Annotated in this window: 14 protein-coding genes; 12 read left to right on the top strand and 2 right to left on the bottom strand. The window is 61.8% G+C overall.

The annotated features are described in order from the left end of the window. The first annotated feature begins 21 nt into the window (after window positions 1-21). From QEN71_RS08315 to QEN71_RS08360, 10 genes are all read left to right on the top strand, one after another. A complete protein-coding gene (locus QEN71_RS08315; RefSeq protein WP_201659506.1) occupies window positions 22-993 on the top strand; it encodes a dipeptidase in 972 nt (323 codons plus the stop codon). A gap of 33 nt (window positions 994-1026) precedes the next feature. Continuing rightward, entirely contained in the window at window positions 1027-1560 is a 534-nt protein-coding gene (locus tag QEN71_RS08320) for a DUF5943 domain-containing protein (RefSeq protein WP_201659503.1), read from the top strand. Between the two features lie 55 nt (window positions 1561-1615). Beyond that, on the top strand, window positions 1616-3679 hold the full coding sequence (locus tag QEN71_RS08325) for an NADH:flavin oxidoreductase (protein WP_201659500.1): 2064 nt from the start codon (window positions 1616-1618) through the stop codon (window positions 3677-3679). A 2-nt stretch (window positions 3680-3681) separates the two neighbouring features. Further along, window positions 3682-5601: a (Fe-S)-binding protein gene (locus tag QEN71_RS08330; RefSeq protein ID WP_201659497.1), complete on the top strand. Its 1920-nt coding sequence runs from the start codon at window positions 3682-3684 to the stop codon at window positions 5599-5601. A gap of 3 nt (window positions 5602-5604) precedes the next feature. Then, the gene (locus tag QEN71_RS08335) at window positions 5605-6783 is read left to right on the top strand and encodes an electron transfer flavoprotein subunit alpha/FixB family protein (protein WP_201659494.1); all 1179 of its coding nucleotides are present in this window, start codon (window positions 5605-5607) and stop codon (window positions 6781-6783) included. Beyond that, window positions 6780-7559 carry an electron transfer flavoprotein subunit beta/FixA family protein gene (locus QEN71_RS08340; protein ID WP_201659491.1) on the top strand — a complete coding sequence of 260 codons (780 nt, stop codon included), beginning with the start codon at window positions 6780-6782 and terminating at the stop codon, window positions 7557-7559. Before QEN71_RS08335 ends, QEN71_RS08340 begins: the two co-directional genes overlap by 4 nt. Before the next feature lie 41 nt (window positions 7560-7600). Further along, window positions 7601-8881, top strand: coding sequence for an aromatic ring-hydroxylating oxygenase subunit alpha (locus tag QEN71_RS08345; RefSeq protein ID WP_201659488.1), 1281 nt, complete (start codon window positions 7601-7603; stop codon window positions 8879-8881). Window positions 8882-8933: 52 nt separating this feature from the next. Further along, window positions 8934-10085 carry a hybrid-cluster NAD(P)-dependent oxidoreductase gene (locus tag QEN71_RS08350; RefSeq protein WP_201659485.1) on the top strand — a complete coding sequence of 384 codons (1152 nt, stop codon included), beginning with the start codon at window positions 8934-8936 and terminating at the stop codon, window positions 10083-10085. 763 nt (window positions 10086-10848) lie between these two features. Continuing rightward, entirely contained in the window at window positions 10849-11712 is an 864-nt protein-coding gene (locus QEN71_RS08355) for a glycine betaine ABC transporter substrate-binding protein (protein WP_201659482.1), read from the top strand. A gap of 136 nt (window positions 11713-11848) precedes the next feature. Continuing rightward, window positions 11849-13516, top strand: coding sequence for an APC family permease (locus QEN71_RS08360; RefSeq protein ID WP_201659480.1), 1668 nt, complete (start codon window positions 11849-11851; stop codon window positions 13514-13516). A gap of 75 nt (window positions 13517-13591) precedes the next feature. On the opposite strand, the gene purU is transcribed toward QEN71_RS08360, so the two are convergent. Next, entirely contained in the window at window positions 13592-14470 is an 879-nt protein-coding gene (gene purU / locus QEN71_RS08365) for a formyltetrahydrofolate deformylase (RefSeq protein ID WP_201659477.1), read from the bottom strand. A gap of 148 nt (window positions 14471-14618) precedes the next feature. After that, window positions 14619-15545, bottom strand: coding sequence for a choline sulfate utilization transcriptional regulator (locus tag QEN71_RS08370; protein WP_201659474.1), 927 nt, complete (start codon window positions 15543-15545; stop codon window positions 14619-14621). Between the two features lie 143 nt (window positions 15546-15688). Here QEN71_RS08370 and betC point away from each other — a divergent pair, with 143 nt between their 5' ends. Then, window positions 15689-17230 carry a choline-sulfatase gene (gene betC, locus QEN71_RS08375; RefSeq protein WP_201659472.1) on the top strand — a complete coding sequence of 514 codons (1542 nt, stop codon included), beginning with the start codon at window positions 15689-15691 and terminating at the stop codon, window positions 17228-17230. A gap of 82 nt (window positions 17231-17312) precedes the next feature. Continuing rightward, complete coding sequence (locus QEN71_RS08380) at window positions 17313-18236, top strand: choline ABC transporter substrate-binding protein (protein WP_233472112.1); 924 nt, start codon at window positions 17313-17315, stop codon at window positions 18234-18236. The last annotated feature ends 108 nt before the right edge of the window (window positions 18237-18344 follow it).

Genomic DNA, 18344 nt, shown 5'->3' on the forward strand with positions numbered 1-18344 from the left:
CCCACAGCTACGGAGTCAACCATGAGCAACCTGCACGACAGCAGCATCATCATCGACGGTCTGAACATTTCGAAGTTCGAGCGCTCGGTGTTCGAGGACATGAGAAAGGGCGGCGTCACTGCGGTCAACTGCACGGTCTCCGTGTGGGAAGACTTTCAGAAGACGATCGACAACATCGCGGAGATGAAGCAGCAGATCCGCGAGTACAGCGAGATCCTGACGCTCGTGCGCACGACGGACGACATCCTGCGCGCAAAGAAAGAGAACAAGACGGGCATCATTTTCGGTTTCCAGAACTCGTATGCGTTCGAGGACAACCTCGGCTATATCGAAGTGTTCAAGGAACTCGGCGTGAACGTGGTGCAGCTTTGCTACAACACGCAGAACCTGGTCGGAACGGGTTGCTATGAACCGGACGGCGGCCTCTCGGGTTACGGCAAGGAAGTGATTCAGGAGATGAACCGCGTCGGCATTCTGGTCGATCTCTCGCACGTCGGCGCGAAGACTTCTTCCGATGCGATCGCGTGTTCGAAGAAGCCCGTCACGTACTCGCACTGCTGCCCGTCGGGCCTCAAGGATCATCCGCGCAACAAGACGGACGACCAGCTGCGCGAGATCGCCGATGCCAACGGCTTCGTCGGCGTGACGATGTTCTCGCCGTTCCTGAAGAAAGGCCCGGACGCGAACGTCGACGATTATCTCGAAGCCATCGACTATGTGATCAATGTGATCGGTGAAGACAAGGTCGGTATCGGCACGGACTTCACGCAAGGCTATAGCACCGAATTCTTCGACTGGATCACGCACGACAAAGGCCGTTATCGCCGTCTGACGAATTTCGGCAAGGTCGTGAATCCCGAAGGCATCCGCACGATCGGCGAATTTCCGAACCTGACGGCCGCGATGCAGCGCGCGGGCTGGAGCGAGTCGCGCATCAAGAAGGTGATGGGCGAAAACTGGATGCGCTTCTTCGGCGAAGTCTGGAACGTCTAAGTCAACCTGCAAAGACACAACAAGGAACCCGCGATGCAACCGCAACTCCCGATCGATGTCGATCCGAACACCGGCGTCTGGACGACCGACGCGCTGCCGATGCTGTACGTGCCGCGCCATTTCTTCACGAACAATCACACGGCTGTAGAAGAAGCGCTGGGCCGCGATGTCTACGCCGAGATTCTCTACAAGGCCGGCTACAAGTCCGCGTATCACTGGTGCGACAAGGAAGCAAAGCAGCACGGACTCAGCGGCATGGCGGTGTTCGAGCACTACCTGAACCGCCTGTCGCAACGCGGCTGGGGTCTCTTCAAGATCGTCGAAGCCGATCCGTCGACGGCGCACGCAAAGATTGAATTGCATCACTCGTCGTTCGTGCTCGCGCAGCCCGGCAAGGAAGGCAAGCTTTGCTACATGTTTGCCGGCTGGTTCGCGGGTGCAATGGACTGGGTGAACGACACGACTGACGGCGGCAAGAACGCGCCGCGCGCGCAGTCGAAAGAAGTGCAATGCGCAGCCGAGCATCACGATCACTGTGTATTCGAAGTGTCGCCGATCGCTCACTAGCTGCTGATCGCATAGAGATAGAGCCTGAACTGAACACCGCCCGAGGTCGCCTGCAATGCGTTACCCCAATCTGTTCAAACCTTTGACCCTCAACCAGCTGACACTGCGCAACCGTATCGTCAGCACCGCGCACGCGGAGGTGTACGCCGAACCGGGCGGTCTGCCCGGCGACCGCTATATCCGCTATTACGAGGAAAAGGCCAAGGGCGGTGTCGGCCTCGCCGTGTGCGGCGGGTCGAGCCCCGTGTCGATCGACAGCCCGCAAGGCTGGTGGAAGTCGGTGAATCTGTCGACGGACAAGGTCATCGATCCGCTGTCGCGTCTGGCCGAAGCGATGCATCGTCACGGCGCGAAGATCATGATTCAGGCGACGCACATGGGCCGCCGCTCCGCATGGCATGGCGAAAGCTGGCCGCATCTGATGACGCCGTCCGGCGTACGCGAGCCCGTGCACCGTGGCAACGCGAAGATCATCGAGGTGGAAGAAATCCGCCGGATCATCGCCGACTTTGCGACGGCCGCGAAGCGCGTGAAAGATGCCGGCATGGACGGCATCGAGATTTCAGCGGCGCACCAGCACCTGATCGATCAGTTCTGGAGCCCGCGCACCAACTTCCGCACCGACGAATGGGGCGGCTCGCTGCAAAACCGTCTGCGCTTCGGCGTCGAAGTGTTGCAAGCCGTGCGCGAAGCCGTCGGCAAAGACTTCTGCGTCGGCCTGCGCATGTGCGGCGACGAGTTCCATGAAGACGGTCTCGACCACGCGCAACTGAAGGAAATCGCTCAGGCGATGTCGGAAACGGGTTTGATCGATTACCTCGGCGTGATCGGCTCGGGCGCGGACACGCACAACACGCTCGCCAACTGCATGCCGCCGATGGCGCTGCCGCCCGAGCCGTTCGTGCATCTCGCGGCGGGCATCAAGTCGGTGGTCAAGCTGCCCGTGATGCACGCGCAAAGCATTCGCGACGCAGGGCAAGCGGAACGTCTGCTCGCCAACGGCATGGTCGATCTGGTCGGCATGACGCGCGCGCAGATCGCCGATCCGCATATGGTCATCAAGATTCGCGATGGCCGCGAAGACGAAATCAAGCAATGTGTGGGCGCGAACTACTGTATCGACCGCCAGTACAACGGTCTCGATGTGCTGTGCGTGCAGAACGCCGCGACATCGCGCGAAGCGACGATGCCGCATGTGATTGAAAAGACGCGCGGTCCGCGCCGGAAGGTGGTGGTGGTCGGCGCGGGTCCCGCAGGACTCGAAGCGGCGCGCGTGGCGCGCTCGCGCGGTCACGATGTCGTGCTGTTCGAGAAGAGCGATGCCGTCGGCGGGCAGATCATGCTCGCTGCGAAAGCGCCGCAACGCGAGCAGATGGCGGGCATCGTGCGCTGGTTCGATATGGAAACGAAGCGGCTCGGTGTCGATCGACGCCTCGGTGTCGAAGCGGACGAACAGACCATCATGGCCGAGAAGCCCGACATCATCGTGCTCGCCACAGGCGGTTCGAGCTTCACGCAGCAGGTGCCCGCATGGGGCGTCGAAGAAGGGCTGGCCGTCAGTTCGTGGGACATCCTCTCGGGCAAGGTCGAACCGGGTCAGAACGTGCTGGTCTATGACGGCGTCAGCACGCATGCAGGCGCGGGCGTCGCGGATTTCATTTCGAGCCGTGGCGCAAAGGTCGAAATCGTCACGCCGGATGTGAAAGTGGCCGACGACGTGGGCGGCACCACGTTCCCGATCTTCTATCGACGGCTCTATGCGCAAGGCGTGATCCACACGCCGAACTACTGGCTCGATCGCGTGTATGAGGAAGACGGCAAGAAAATCGCCGTGATCCGCAACGAGTACACGGAAGAACAGGAAGAGCGCGCCGTCGATCAGGTCGTGATCGAAAACGGCAGCACGCCGAACGACGCGCTGTACTGGAAGCTGAAGAACGAGTCGGTGAATCGCGGTCAGGTCGACGTGCACAAGCTCTTTGCAGCGGAGCCGCAACCGTCGCTGTCGGAAGAACTCGGCAACGGTCGCTTCCTGCTGTTCCGTGTCGGCGATTGCATTTCGATGCACAACATCCACGGCGCGATCTACGACGCGCTGCGTCTTTGCAAGGATTTCTGACGATGAGCCCGGCGTTCCTCATCACCGCGCTGCTGTGGGTATCGGTTGCCGGCCTTGCGTTCGCGGTCGCAAAGCGGTCGGCTTACTGGCGTCTCGGACGGGCAACGGCAGCCGGCGCATTCGGCTGGACCAACCTGCTGACCATTCCGAAGCGCTATTTCGTGGATCTGCATCATGTCGTCGCGCGCGATCCGTACATCGCGAAGACGCACGTCGCGACGGCGGGCGGCGCGATTGCGGCATTCGCGCTCGTCTTCCTCAACTACGGTCTCGCGATCTATTCGCCGTGGCTCGACCGGCTGATCTTTCTGGCCGCGCTGATCATGCTGGTGGGCGCCGTGTTCGTGTGGCGCCGCCGTCATGCGAAGGACGTGCCCGCACGTCTGTCGCGTGGTCCGTGGAATACGCTGCCGTGGCTGCTCGGCTCGTTCGCGCTCGGTCTGCTGCTGTACACGCTGTTGCCGGCGTCGGCGATGTCCGGCGGACTCGCGATCATCTTCGCGGTGCTGATCGCAGCGGGCGCGTTCGCGATGACGTTCGGCGCAGCGCGCGGCGGTCCGATGAAGCATGCGTTGGCGGGTCTCTTGCACCTCGCGTTTCATCCGCGTCAGGAGCGTTTCGCGGCGCAAGGCGACGTGCGCAAAGAGCAGGCCGTTCCGCCGACGGCACTCAAAGCGCCCGCGCTCGAACAGAATGAATACGGCGTCGGCAAGCCCGTCGAATTCCGCTGGAATCAGTTGCTGAGCTTCGATGCGTGCGTGCAGTGCGGAAAGTGCGAAGCCGCGTGCCCCGCGTTTGCAGCAGGCCAGCCGCTGAATCCGAAGAAGCTGATTCAGGATCTCGTGACGGGCATGGTCGGCGGAACGGATAGCGCGTATGCAGGCAGCCCGACGCCCGGCATCCAGGTCGGCCAGCATGGCGGCGAGCCGCAGCGCCCGATCATTTCCAGCCTGATCGAAGCCGATACGGTGTGGTCGTGCACGACGTGCCGCGCCTGCGTGCACGAATGCCCGATGCTGATCGAGCATGTGGATGCCATCGTCGATATGCGCCGCAATCAGACGCTCGTGCACGGCACCGTGCCGGGCAAGGGCCCCGAAGTGCTCGCGAATCTGCGCGAGACAGGCACGATGGGCGGCTATGACAAGGCGGCGCGCTACGACTGGTCGGTCGATCTGAGTTCACCTATCGCGCAGCCTGGCAAGCCCGTCGACGTGCTGCTCGTCGCCGGCGAAGGCGCGTTCGACATGCGCTATCAGCGCACGCTGCGCTCGCTCGTCAAGGTGCTGAACAAGGCGGGCGTCAACTACGCGGTGCTCGGCGCGCAGGAAACGGATACGGGCGACGTCGCGCGCCGTCTCGGCGACGAAGCTACATTCCAGCGTATGGCGAAGCAGATGATGGGCACGCTGGCCGCGCTGAATTTCAAGCGCATCGTCACCGCCGATCCGCACGTGATGCACAGCCTGCGCAACGAATATCGCGCGCTCGGCGGTCGTTACGACGTGCTGCATCACACGACGTTCCTCGCGGAACTGGTCGCGAGCGGCAAGCTGGCGCCGAAGGCTGTCGCCGCGTTCAACGACAAGAAGATCACGTATCACGATCCGTGCTATCTGGGCCGCTACAACGGCGAAACGGAAGCGCCGCGCCAGTTGCTGAAGACGATCGGCATCAAGGTCGTCGAGATGGAACGCAATGGCAAGCGTGGACGTTGCTGCGGCGGTGGCGGCGGTGCGCCGCTGACGGATATTCCCGGCAAGCAGCGCATTCCCGATATCCGCATCAACGATGCGCGCTCGATCGGCGCGGACGTGGTCGCGGTGGGTTGCCCGAACTGCACGGCGATGCTCGAAGGCGTGGTCGGTCCGCGTCCGGAAGTGCTCGATGTTGCCGAACTCGTCGCCGCGGCGCTGGAGTGAACGATGAATACGACCATCAAACGTATCGATCCGCGCCGGCCATTCGTCATCACGGCAGCAGGGCTGAAGCGCATCACGCTCGGCGCGGAACATGTGGCGGGCGCGTCGTATGACCACGCGCTGCAGGCCGGCGCGCATGGCCACGCCGCAGCCAAAACGCTGCGCACGACGCAAACGCCGCAACACACGCTGCTCGTCGTCGCGCACAGCGACCGCGGCGGTCTCGACGATCACACGCGTCAGGCGCTCGCCGCTGCCGCGCTGATCGCGGACGCGACGACGCAGGTCGCATTGCTCGTGCTGGGCGAACTGAAGGACGACGCCGCCGCGCTCGGCGCAGACAAGGTGATCGAACTGCCTTCGTTCGACCGACGCACGTTCGCGCCGGAACGCGAAGTGCAGGCCGTCGCGGCCTGTGTCGCGCAACTTGCGCCCGCGCATATTTTCATGCCCGACAACGCGACGGGCGACGGCGATCTCGGACGTCGCTACGCCGCGCTCGCGGGCGCCAGCATCGCGACGCATGTCGTGCAGATCGACGGGAAGGAAGTGTCGACGTATGCGCAGGCGAAGAAGGCCTATGCGACGCGCGCGCTTCCCGACGTGATCCTGCTGGCGGCGGGCGCAGTCGATACGCGGCTGCCGTTCGTCGGCGCAGGCGAGCGGCTCGATGTGCCGGCGCTCGCGCAACTGAACGAGGCATCGACGGGCGCCTATCGCGATCTCGGCATCGAGGAAATCGACGCCGCGCAGGTGGCGCTGGAAGAAGCCGACTTCATCGTATCGGCGGGCAACGGCGTGACGGATGTCGCGGCGTTCGAAAAGCTCGCGAGCACGTTCGGCGCGGCGATCGGCGCGAGCCGCGTCGCCGTCGACAACGGCATGTTCACGCGCGACAAGCAGATCGGCGCGACGGGCAAGACCGTCGAAGCGAGCGTCTATATCGCGTTCGGCATTTCGGGCGCCGTGCAGCACTTGCAGGGCATCAAGGATTGCCGCCATGTGATCGCGGTGAACCTGGACGGCAGCGCGCCCATCGTCAAGCGCGCGAACCTGACGATCATCGGCGATACGCAGGCGACCATCGCGTCGCTGATCGACGAGATCGATCGCGCCCGCTCGGGCCGTGGCGCCGCCGCTACGCCCCTTGCTCATACGATCGTCGAAGGAGTCGCGGCATGAACGGCAAGCTCGAAAAAATCGCGGTGCTCGTGTCGGTCGGCAAGCACCCTGTGAGCGGCGTCGCGCGCTATAGCCGCAACGATGCCGCCGCGCTCGAAATCGGCCGTCAACTGTCGAGCCAGCACGCGGCGCGGCTGGATGTGCTGCATGCGGGCGATCCGGGTAATCCCGCACTCGAAGAGTATCTGGCGCTCGGCGCGGAACGCGTCGACGTGCTGACCTGCGGTGCTGACGGCGACGCCGTGAGCCTGCTTGCGGCGCGCCTGAAAGGCTACGACCTGGTGTTGACGGGTACCTGCGCGGAAGGCGCGTTCGACAGCGGCATGCTGCCTTACCGTCTCGCCGATGCGTTGTCCGTTCCCCTCGTCGGCACGGCCGTCGATGTGACCGTGGCAGGCGGCCGCGCGACGGTGCGGCAATTCTTGCCGAAAGGCGTGCGCCGTCGCGTGGAAGTCGCGCTGCCCGCCGTCGTCGCGGTACATCCGCTCGCCGGCGTGACGCCGCGCTATGCCTACGCGCGCCTGCGCGCGGGGTCGATCCAGCCGCAACGCACGGAAGCGGTCAGCGACTCGGAATCGGCGCAATGGAAGGTCGCGCCCGTCACGCGCAAACCGGTCCGGCTCGCGGCCGCCGAAAAGCGCTCGGGACACGCCCGCATGCTGTCCGCGACGACCACGGAAAGCCGCGGCGGAAGCGTCGTAATTGAAGGGACTTCGGTCGAAAAAGCACAAGTGATACTCGATTATTTGCGCGAGCATCAACTCATCGATTACTGATTTGCGCCGCACCCACACGGCCTCGCAAACCCGGAGCACACATGAAAGTATCGGCAGACATTCAGGCGCTCGTCGATCGGCGCAAGAACGGTTACAGCCTCGAAGCGCCGTTCTATCTGAGCGATGAAATCTTCAAGCTCGATATGGATGCGATTTTCCGTCAACACTGGATTCAGGTCGCCGTCGAACCCGACGTTCCCGAACCGGGCGATTACGTGACCGTCGAGCTGGGCCACGATTCGATCCTGATCGTGCGCGACGACGACATGCAGGTGCGCGCATTTCACAACGTGTGCCGCCATCGCGGCGCGCGCCTGTGCAACGAAGATAAAGGCTCCGTCGGCAATATCGTGTGCCCGTATCACAGCTGGACGTACAACCTGTCGGGCGATCTGATGTTCGCCGAGCACATGGGCGAACAGTTCGACCGCTGCAAGCACAGCCTGAAGAGCGTGCACGTCGAGAACCTCGCGGGCCTGATTTTCGTGTGTCTCGCCGAAACGCCGCCCGTCGATTTCGCCGTGATGCGCGCCGCGATGGAACCGTATCTGCTGCCCCACGATCTGCCGAACTGCAAGATCGCCGCGCAGATCGACATCATCGAAAAGGGCAACTGGAAGCTCACGATGGAGAACAACCGCGAGTGCTACCACTGCGTCGCGAACCATCCGGAACTGACCATTTCTCTCTACGAATACGGCTTCGGATATCAGCGTTCGCCCGCGAACGCCGAGGGCATGGATGCGTTCGAGCGCACCTGCATCGAGCGTACGAAGGAATGGGAGGAAATGAACCTGCCTTCCGTCGAAATCGATCGTCTGTCGGATGTGACGGGTTTCCGCACGCAGCGCCTGCCGCTCGATCGCAGCGGCGAATCGCAGACGCTCGACGCGAAGGTCGCGTCGAAGAAGCTGCTTGGCGAATTCCGGCAAGCGGACCTGGGCGGCCTGTCGTTCTGGACGCAGCCTAATTCGTGGCATCACTTCATGAGCGATCACATCGTGACGTTCTCGGTGATTCCGTTGTCGGCAGGCGAAACGCTGGTGCGCACGAAGTGGCTCGTGCACAAGGACGCGCAAGAAGGCGTGGATTACGACGTCGCGAATCTGACGGCCGTGTGGAACGCGACCAACGACCAGGACCGCGCGCTCGTCGAATTCTCGCAGCGCGGCGCGTCCAGCAGCGCGTACGAGCCGGGTCCGTATTCGCCGTTCACGGAAGGGCTCGTCGAGAAGTTCAGCGACTGGTATGTGCGGCGCGTGGCTGCGCATATCGACAGCTCGGCTTCGGAGCCGCGCACGTTCAACATCAAGGCCGTTTGAACGCGCCTTCAGACAAGACCGACCGGATGCCTGGCGGCAAATGGAGCAAGCAATGATGCGCGATGGAGCAACCTTCGAACCCGTCGAAAGCCGCGTGACGAAGCCCGAATTCTGGAGCGCGTTGCCGGCGCGCTGGACGAGCGATGAGGAGGAAACGCTCGTCTGCTGCCAGGTTCGTCAGGAAACGCATGACGTGAAGAGCTTTTTCTTCCGCTCGCCGGAAGGCCGTGCGTTCGTGTACGAACCGGGCCAGTTCATTACGCTCGAACTCGAAATCGAAGGCGAGACGATCAATCGCTGCTACACGATTTCGTCGTCGCCGACGCGGCCTCATACCATTTCGATCACGGTGAAGCGCGTGCCGGGCGGTAAGGTGTCGAACTGGCTGCACGACAACCTGCAGGCGGGCGCACGCATCCGCGTGCTCGGTCCCGCGGGCGAATTTACCTGTGCGCGACATCCGGCGCGCAAGTACCTGTTTCTGTCGGCGGGCTCGGGCATTACGCCGTTGATGTCGATGAGCCGCGCGCATCATGAACTGAGTGAAGATCGCGATATCGTCTTCGTGCATAGCGCGCGTACGCCGGATGACATCATCTTTTCTCGCGAACTCGATCTGATTGCTTCGAATCAGGCGAATTTCAGAACTTCTTTTGTGTGTGAGCGGGTTGGGTCCCGGACGAGTTGGCCGGGGATTACCGGGTTTTTGACGCTGCCTTTGCTCAAGCTGATTGCGCCTGATTTCATGGAGCGCGAGATTTTTACGTGCGGGCCCGCACCGTATATGAAGGCCGTGCGTGATCTGCTCGATGAGGCGGGATTCGATCGCAAGCAGTATCACGAGGAGAGTTTTTCGTTCGAGACTTTGAGTGAGGCTCAGCCACTTGTTGCTGCTGAAGTGCTCGAAGCCGAGCATAAGGCTGAGGTTGCAAACGGTACTCAGACTTTTGCCGTCAGCTTTACGCGGAGTAATCGGTCGATTGAATGTGGGTCTACGCAGCATGTGCTTGATGCAGCACGCCAGGCTGGGGTTCGGTTGCCGGCTTCATGTACTCAAGGCATGTGCGGGACATGCAAGGTGAAGCTTGTGTCTGGACAGGTCGATATGAAGCATAACGGTGGGATCCGGCAGCGGGAAATCGATCAGGGGATGGTGCTGCTGTGTTGTAGCAAGCCGTTGAGTGATCTTGTGGTCGATAAGTAAGGGTTTTTTGTCTGCGACACTAGTCGCCATGCTTTGCTTTTTGCCTTTTGCTTTTTGCTGTGGTGGCATCCGCGTTGACGTGTCGGTTTGCTAGCGTTGCCCCTGTGCGGGGCGGCACCTACTTTTCTTTGCAGCGGCAAAGAAAAGTAGGCAAAAGAAAGCCGCTTCAAACCTCCGGTGCCTGCCAGGATAACGCCACGGCACACGGTCTTTGAGCGGTCGCGCAGTGACACAAACGCTCCGTAGAAAGCCCGCAGTCAGGCGCGCGCGGCGCGAAAGATGACATCCACCCGGGGCACATTCGGTCGGCTTGTTTGTTTTTTGTGTGTTCGCCGTCGGTTCGATTGCGGCGGTATGTGCTCCAGACTGTGTGTGGGTTTCGCGTCGTGCGCGGTTGACTACGGGCTTTCTACAGAGTGGGGACGTTGCTGCGCAATGGCTCAACTGCAGCATGCCGAAGCGCTATCCTGACAGGCACCGGAGGTACAAAAGCGGCTTTCTTTTGCCTACTTTTCTTTGCCGCTGCAAAGAAAAGTAGGTGCCGCCCCGCACAGGGGCGACGCTAGCAAACCGATACGAAACCGCGGATGCCAGCGCAGCAAAAGGCAAAAAAGCAAAAAGGCAAAGAATGGCGACTGGCGTCGCAGACATAAAAAAACCAAGTCGCATACAGACAAAAAACCGTCGCAAACCCGACCACTATGAACTTTCTGTTTAGCGATTCTAAAACCACACCGCGCATGCGGCCCAAAGGAGATCGACCATGAAGCACCTGAAAAAACTGATGTTATGCGGGGCACTGATTGCATCGATGACGGCGATCGGAACGGCAGCCGCTGACACGAAACCCACCATCAAGATCGGCTACGTCGAAGGCTGGGACGACAGCGTCGCCACCTCGAATGTCGCCGCTCAGATCATCGAGAAACGTCTCGGCTATCCGGTCCAGCTCGTTCCCGTCGCAGCGGGCATCATGTGGCAGGGCGTCGCGCGCGGCGATCTCGATGCGACGCTGTCGGCGTGGCTCCCCGTCACGCACGGCGCCTACTGGGATCAGTTCAAAGGCAAGGTGCAAGACCTGGGTGCTAACTACACCGACGCAAAGATCGGCCTGATCGTCCCCGCTGACGTCCCCGAGAAAAGCATCAGTGATCTGCAGGCGCATAAGGCCGACTTCTCGGGCCGCATCGTCGGTATCGATGCCGGCGCAGGCGTGATGAAGAAAACGAGCGAAGCCATCAAGGCCTATAACCTCGACTATCAACTGATGCCGAGTTCGGGCAGTGCGATGACCGCGGAACTTGCGCGCTCGATGAATGCCAATAAACCTGTCATCGTCACGGGATGGGTGCCGCACTGGATGTTCGCGAAGTGGAAGCTGAAGTTCCTCGAAGACCCGAAGAAGGTGTACGGCGAATCCGAGCACGTGGATAGCGTCGTCAATCCGGGCCTCGATACGAAGGCTCCGCAAGTGGTCGCGTTTCTGAAGAAATTTCAATGGAAGCCGGGCGAAATCGACAGCGTCATGCTGGCGACGGAGAACGGCGCCAAGCCTGCCGACGCAGCCGGATCGTGGATCGCCGCACACGGCGACCGCGTGAACAGCTGGGTAGGCGGAGCACAATGACCGTCCTTCTCTAGCGCGTTTTGACGAGCGTTTTTATGGCAATGCCGATGCGCTGCGCGCGCATCGGTATCGCAGTGTCACCGGTTATTTGTGTTCCAGCCAGCGCGCAGGCTCTTTCTAAAGAGGGAGACTCTGGATGGATCAGGTAAGACTGCGCTCGCGCAGTATCGAAGGATCGAGCACGGGTGCAGGCGAAAGCGCCGCACATGAAGGCCATTCGCTGCAACGCGGCCTCACATGGAAAGATGCATTCTGGGTGACGAGCGGCGTGCCCGGCGGCGTGCTGTTTACGATCGGCGGCGTATCGGCGACGATCGGTCAACCTGCGTGGGCATTCTGGGTCGCCGCGATCCTGATGGGCCTCATTCAAAGCGCAACCTACGCTGAAATTTCAGGGCTTTTCCCGCACAAGTCGGGCGGCGCGTCCGTGTATGGCGCGATGGCCTGGGTGCGTTACAGCAAGACGATCGCGCCCGTTTCCGTGTGGTGCAACTGGCTCGCATGGTCGCCGATGCTCGCGTTGGGCACAGGACTCGCCGCTAATTACGCGCTGTCGAGTCTCTATGCGCCCGATGCCGCGATCAATACATGGCGTCTGACGCTGCTCGATCTCGGTTTCATCAAGCAGGGGTTGTCGCTGCGTATCAACGCGACGTTCATCATCGCGGCGATTTTTCTGCTGATCACATTCAAGCTTCAGCATAGCGGTGCATCGAAAGCCGCTAAAACGCAGCGCATTCTGGGCATTGCATCGCTTGCGCCGCTGCTGATCGTCGGTATCGTGCCGTTCGTGACGGGCGATGTGCCCGCTGCGCATCTGTGGCCGCTGCTGCCGCTCGGACACGATGCGCAAGGCAACGTGACGGCATCGGTATTCGGCTCGTGGAACGGCGCGGGCATCACGATGGCGTTCGGCGCGATGTTCATGGCGGGCTGGGCCGCGTATGGCTTCGAGACGGCCGTCTGTTACACGCGCGAATTCCGCAATCCGCGCACCGACACGGTCAAGGCGATCTTCTGGTCGGGCATGGCGTGTCTGCTCGTGATGACGCTCGTGCCGCTCGCGTTTCAGGGCGTACTCGGCACGAAGGGCATGCTCGATCCGAAGATCGCCGACGGCACGGGCGTCGCGGCTGCGATGGCGCACATGGTGGGCGGCGGCGCAATCGTGTTCGACGTGGTCGTCGTGATGCTGATGCTCACCATCCTGCTGATCGTGATGACGTCGATGATGGGCTCGTCGCGCACGCTGTATCAGGCATCCGTCGATGGCTGGCTGCCGAAGTATCTGTCGCACGTCAACGAACACGGCTCGCCGACGCGCGCGATGTGGACCGATCTCGGCTTCAATCTGATCTTGCTGCTGATGTCGGATTACATGACGGTGCTGTCGATCTCGAACGTCTGCTACATGATCTTCGTGTTTCTGAATCTGCAATCGGGCTGGATTCATCGGCTGGATCGCGGGGATGCCGATCGTCCGTTTCGTTGCCCGGCGTGGCTGCTCGCGGCGGGCGCGCTGTGCGGCTATCTGGATCTCGCGTTCATCGGCGCGGGTGCGGACATGCAAGGGTTGGGAACGATGCGCAATGGTCTGATCGCGATGCTGCTGATCGTGCCCGTGTTCATGTTCCGCCATTACGTGCAGGATCGCGGGCGCTTTCCGGCGCGCATGCAGCAGGACATGGAGTGGAAGGGCGGCGCGCGGCCCGCTGGTTTGCGTGGTTTGCTGCCGTACGGCGCGTTGCTGCTAGCCGTTTTCGTGGTGTGGTTCGCGCATCAACTGGCGAAGCCGTTCGTGTGAGCGTGCGCTGAATGCAAGCCGCCGCGTCTGCGATGCAGCGCGGCGGCTTTTGTTTTCAGGGCATTTGAGAGTACGTTAAAGCACGACAGTTCGATCGCCATTGATGAACACACGGCGTTCGACGAACGCCTTCACCGCGCGCGCCAGCGTAATGCATTCGACGTCGCGGCCCACGGCCAGCATGCGCTCCGGACCATACGAATGATCGACGCGCTGCACTTCCTGTTCGATGATCGGGCCTTCGTCGAGATCGTCGGTGACGAAGTGCGCCGTTGCGCCGATCAGCTTGACGCCGCGCGCATGCGCCTGGTGATACGGCCGCGCGCCCTTGAAGCCGGGCAGGAACGAGTGATGGATATTGATCGCGCGGCCCGCGAGCTTGCGGCTCGTTTCATCCGACAAAATCTGCATGTAGCGCGCGAGAATCATCAACTCTGCGCCGCTCGATTCGAATAGATCGAGAATTTGCGCTTCCTGTTGCGCCTTGGTGTCAGGCGTCACAGGAAGGTGATGAAACGGCAGACCGTGTTGCACGGCGAGCGGCTCGAAATCCGGGTGATTCGATGCAATGCCCACAATGTCCATCTTCAGTTCGCCCATGCGCCAGCGGAACAGCAGGTCCGCGAGGCAATGTTCGAGCTTCGACACCATGATCAGCACTTTCGGCCGCGTGTCGAGGTCGTGCATCGCCCATGCCATGTCGAAGTCGGCGGCAATCGGGCGGAACTCGCGACGCAGCGCGTCGATATGCAGCGCCGCCTCGGGCGCGCTCGCCACGCCATGAAACACGCAGCGCACGAAAAAGCGCTCGCTGATGTCGTCGTCGAACACGGTGAGTTCGTCGATATAGCAGTGGTGCCGATCGAGAAAGCCGACGACGGCGGCAACCTGTCCGGCGGCGCTCGGGCAGGAAATGGTCAGCGCGAACTGCTGGGGGCGATCGGTGGCGGGCATGCGGATCCTCTGTCTTCGATATGGGATTCCCGCAAGGCCGAACCAGTGTCGTGCGGCGCAGCGCGGCGCGGCAAGCGGGATGATCAAGTAAATCAGCCCAATTTGCGCGCGCATAGAACCGATGCGCCGTGCTCGTGGTATCGGAACGTCAGGCGTGCGCGTGCTCGCTCACGTCCACCAGTTCGTTGAAAAGCCAGCGCCGGAACAGCGGCACGGCGGCGGGCGCCGGGCGCGCGGGCGGGCAGACGAGGTAATAACCGCGCTCGGTCGTCACGGGCGTGTCCAGCAGGCGCACGAGTTGGCCCGTCGCGACGAGTTCGTCCGTCAGCGGCGTCCAGCCGAGCGCGACGCCCTGGCCCATCAGCGCGGCCTGCACGACGAGCGAATAGCTGTTGAACATCATGCCCTGGCTTTCTTCCGGCGCGGCGAGGCCGTACGCCGCGAACCAGCTATTCCACGCGAGCCAGCGTTCGGGCTGCGTCGGCTGAACGTGCAGCAGCGGCAATGCGGCGAGGTCGGCGGCTGTATGCACGAGTGGGTGCAGATGCCGGAAGGCGGGCGAACAGACGGCCGTGACGGCTTCGGCGAACAGTCGCGTGGACGTGCAGGGCGGCCAGTGTCCGTCGCCGAAAGCGATCGCGATGTCCGCATGATCGCGGTGCGGATCGTAGCCGAGTTGCGACGTGACGATTTTCACGTTGACGCCGGGCATCGACGCCTTGAGGCGCGCGAGACGCGGCATCAGCCAGTACGTGGCGAAGCCGGCGTCGGTGAGGATCGTCAATGCACCCGTGGCGCGCCGCGCGCGGATATCGGAGGTGGCTTCGCGGATCGTGTCGAGGCCACTGCGCACGGCTTCGTACAGCAACACGCCTTCGGGCGTCAGCGTCACGCCGCGATGCCCGCGCTCGAACAGCGGCGCGCCGAGATCTTCTTCGAGCTGCACGATGCGCTGGCTCACGGCGGGCTGCGTCGAGCCGAGTTCGCGCGCGGCGGCCGTGAAGCTCGCGAGGCGCGCGGCCGATTCGAAGGCCGACAAGGCCTGCATCGGCGGAAGACGATCTGGTCCCGGCATAACATCCCCTTATGGGCCGATAAGCGCACGCCGCCTTCACAACGGATTAATGAGCGGCAATAGTGAAGTGAATGCGTTGCTTGCTGCACGACTGCGAGCACTGCGCACCGAACGTAACCGTACGATTCTAATCCGCCCCGCCCATGAGCCTTAATACAAAGCAGAATATCCTTATCCTGATGGCTGATCAGATGACGCCATTCGCGTTGCGTGCATACGGCAATCAGGTCTCGCAGACGCCGCGCATCGATGCGCTCGCGCAAGAAGGCGTCGTGTTCGACTCTGCTTATTGCGCGAGCCCGCTATGCGCGCCGTCCCGCTTTTCGATGATGGCGGGCAAACTGCCCGCTGCAATCGGTGCTTACGATAATGCCGCCGAATTGCCCGCGCAAACGCTGACGTTCGCGCACTATCTGCGTGCGGCGGGTTATCGGACGATCCTCTCCGGCAAGATGCATTTCTGCGGCCCGGACCAGTTGCACGGCTTCGAAGAGCGGTTGACCACCGACATCTATCCCGCCGATTTCGGCTGGGTGCCGGACTGGGATCGCCCCGACGTGCGGCCCAGCTGGTATCACAACATGAGTTCGGTACTGGATGCGGGACCGTGCGTGCGCACGAATCAGCTCGATTTCGACGACGAAGTGACGTTCACTACGCGCCAGAAGCTTTACGACATCGTGCGCGAACGCGCGGCGGGCGGCGACGTGAGGCCGTTTTGCATCGTCGCGTCGCTGACGCATCCGCATGATCCTTACGCGATACCGCAGCAGTACTGGGACATGTATCGCGATGAAGAGATCGACATGCCGCGCGTCTCGCTCACGCGCGAAGAAAGCGATCCACATTCGAAGCGTCTGCGCGACGTCTACGAAGCGGACATTACGCCGCCCACGGAGCAACAGGTTCGCAACGCGCGGCACGCTTACTACGGCGCGCTTTCATACGTGGATGCGCAATTCGGCGCGATTCTCGACACGCTCAAGGCAACGGGACTCTCCGACGATACGATCGTCATCGTCACGTCCGATCACGGCGAAATGCTCGGCGAACGCGGGCTCTGGTACAAGATGACGTGCTTCGAAGGCGGCGTGCGCGTGCCGCTGATCGTGCATGCGCCGAAGCAGTTCAATGCGCGCCGCGTGGCGGCGTCGGTATCGCATGTCGATCTTCTGCCGACGCTCGTCGAAATGGCGACGGGCACACGCCGCACGGAATGGCCCGATACCGTCGACGGCCATAGCCTTGTTCCGCATCTGCACAACGACGGCGGTCATGACGAAGCGATCGTCGAGTACTTTGCGGAAGGCGCGATTGCACCGATGATGATGATCCGTCGCGGCAAGTACAAGTTCGTTCATACGCCCGTCGACCCCGATCAGCTTTACGATCTCGCCGACGATCCGCAAGAGCGTGTGAATCTCGCGCAGGATCCGGCGGCCGCCGCGCTCGTCGAAGCGTTTCGCAATGAAGTCGCGCAGCGCTGGGACATTCCCGCACTGCATCAAGCCGTGCTCGCGAGCCAGCGTCGCCGCCGTTTTCACTTCGAAGCGACGACGCAAGGCGCGATCCGCTCATGGGACTGGCAGCCATTCACCGATGCGAGCCAGCGCTATATGCGCAATCACATCGAACTCGACACGCTCGAAGCGATGGCGCGTTATCCGCGCGTCGTTGCGCGCTGACAGACAGGTAACGAAGACAACTCGATACGGGAGCCTCACGATGAACACACGCTGGAGAAGTTCGCTTGTCAAAGCTGCTTTGATGCTTTCTGCATTCGGCATGGCTTTCACGGGATCGACGCAGGCCGCCGAGCCGCAAAGCTGCACGCAGGTGCGGATGGCCGACCCAGGCTGGACTGACATCGACGCGACGAATGCAGTGGCGGGCGTGCTGCTGAAGGCGTTGGGGTATCAGCAGAACGTGTCGAACCTGTCGGTGCCGATCACGTATCAGGGCCTGAAAAAAGGTCAAATCGACGTGTTTCTCGGTAACTGGATGCCCGCGCAAGGGCCGCTCGTCAAACCGTTCGTCGACGAGCATTCGATCGACGTGCTGCACGCGAATCTGACCAATGCGAAATTCACGCTCGCCGTACCGGACTATGTGGCGGCGGCGGGCGTGCATTCGTTTGCCGATCTCGTCAAACACGCAGATCAGTTCAACGGCAAGATCTATGGCATCGAACCTGGCGCGCCCGCCAATCAGAACATCAAGAAGATGATTTCGGATAAAGCATTCGGACTCGGCGACTGGAAGGTAGTCGAATCGAGCGAAACGGGCATGCTGACGCAAGTGGAGCGGGCTGTGCGCGACAAGCAGTGGATCGTGTTCCTCGCGTGGGAGCCGCATCTGATGAACACGAAATTCCATTTGACCTATCTGTCGGGCGGCGACGCGTACTTCGGCCCGAACTATGGCGGCGCGACGGTGAATACGGTCACGCGTCCGGGCTTTGCGGGGCAGTGCACGAATCTCGCGAAGCTGTTCCAGCAGATGACGTTCAATGTCGACATGGAAAACCAGATCATTGCGAACGTGTTGCAGAACAAGGTGGACATCAATACGGCTGCGCTGAATGCGCTAAAGAGCAATCCCACTTTGTTAAATATCTGGCTCAAGGGCGTGACGACGGCGAACGGCGCTGACGGACTACAGGCAGTACAGGCGCAACTCGGCATTCATTGAAGCGCCACTCCCAGTACATTTTAAAAGCGCGCGGTGCCGTCAAGCCGCGCGCTTTTCAATTGTGACGCATGTATTTCTTTTCGCTCGACGTGTCGCTATCAGACCAAT

Source organism: Paraburkholderia sabiae, from assembly GCF_030412785.1.
Taxonomy (GTDB): Bacteria; Pseudomonadota; Gammaproteobacteria; order Burkholderiales; family Burkholderiaceae; genus Paraburkholderia; species Paraburkholderia sabiae.